Raw genomic sequence first — 644 nt, 5'->3', positions numbered from 1 at the left:
CCGCCCAGGCCCAGCACCTGACGGCCGAACTCGTGGGCCGCTACCGGGACGACCGGCCGGCCTACTCCGCGCTGGCGCTGCACGCCGACACGTCCACCACCACCGCCATCGCCAACGACTACGGCGTCGACGAGGTGTTCGCCCGCCAGGTGCGGGCGCACGGGCGGCGCGGTGACGTGCTGGTGCTGCTGTCCACCAGCGGCGCGAGCGCCAACCTGCTCCCGGCCGCCGAAGCGGCACGGGAGGCCGGCATGGCGGTGTGGGCGCTGACCGGCCCGGTGCCCAACCCGCTGGCAGCCGGCTGCGACGAGGCCCTGAGCGTCAGCGCCGACTCCGCGGCCACCGTGCAGGAACTCCACCTGGTGGCCGTGCACATGATGTGCGCCGCCTTCGACGCCGAGCTGGAGGTGCTCCACCACGATGCCTGAACGCGCGGCGGCCCTGGAAGCAAGCGGGACAGCGCCCCTGGTGGTGATCGGTGACGCGCTGCTCGACCGTGACCTGGTCGGGCGGTGCGAGCGCCTCGCCCCGGACGCCCCGGTCCCCGTGGTGTCCGACTGCGAGGAGCGGCTGCGGCCCGGCGGGGCCGCCCTGGCCGCCTACCTGGCGGCGCTCGGCGGGCGCGACGTGACGCTGGTCGCGGC

The 644-nt window shown here is 75.9% G+C and carries 1 protein-coding gene and 1 pseudogene; both read left to right on the top strand.

All coding sequences use genetic code 11. The features are described from left to right. Positions 1-428 (top strand): D-sedoheptulose-7-phosphate isomerase (locus ACYVE9_RS29900; RefSeq protein ID WP_461030995.1); only part of this gene is annotated, 428 nt, incomplete at its 5' end. After that, positions 421-644: pseudogene (locus tag ACYVE9_RS29895) on the top strand (D-beta-D-heptose 1-phosphate adenosyltransferase); the annotation flags it as partial. The gene ACYVE9_RS29900 and the pseudogene ACYVE9_RS29895, both read left to right, overlap by 8 nt.

It is taken from the genome of Streptomyces sparsus, from assembly GCF_054776295.1.
Note: the sequence above shows the minus strand (reverse complement) of the source record. Positions and strands in the feature narration are given on the sequence as shown.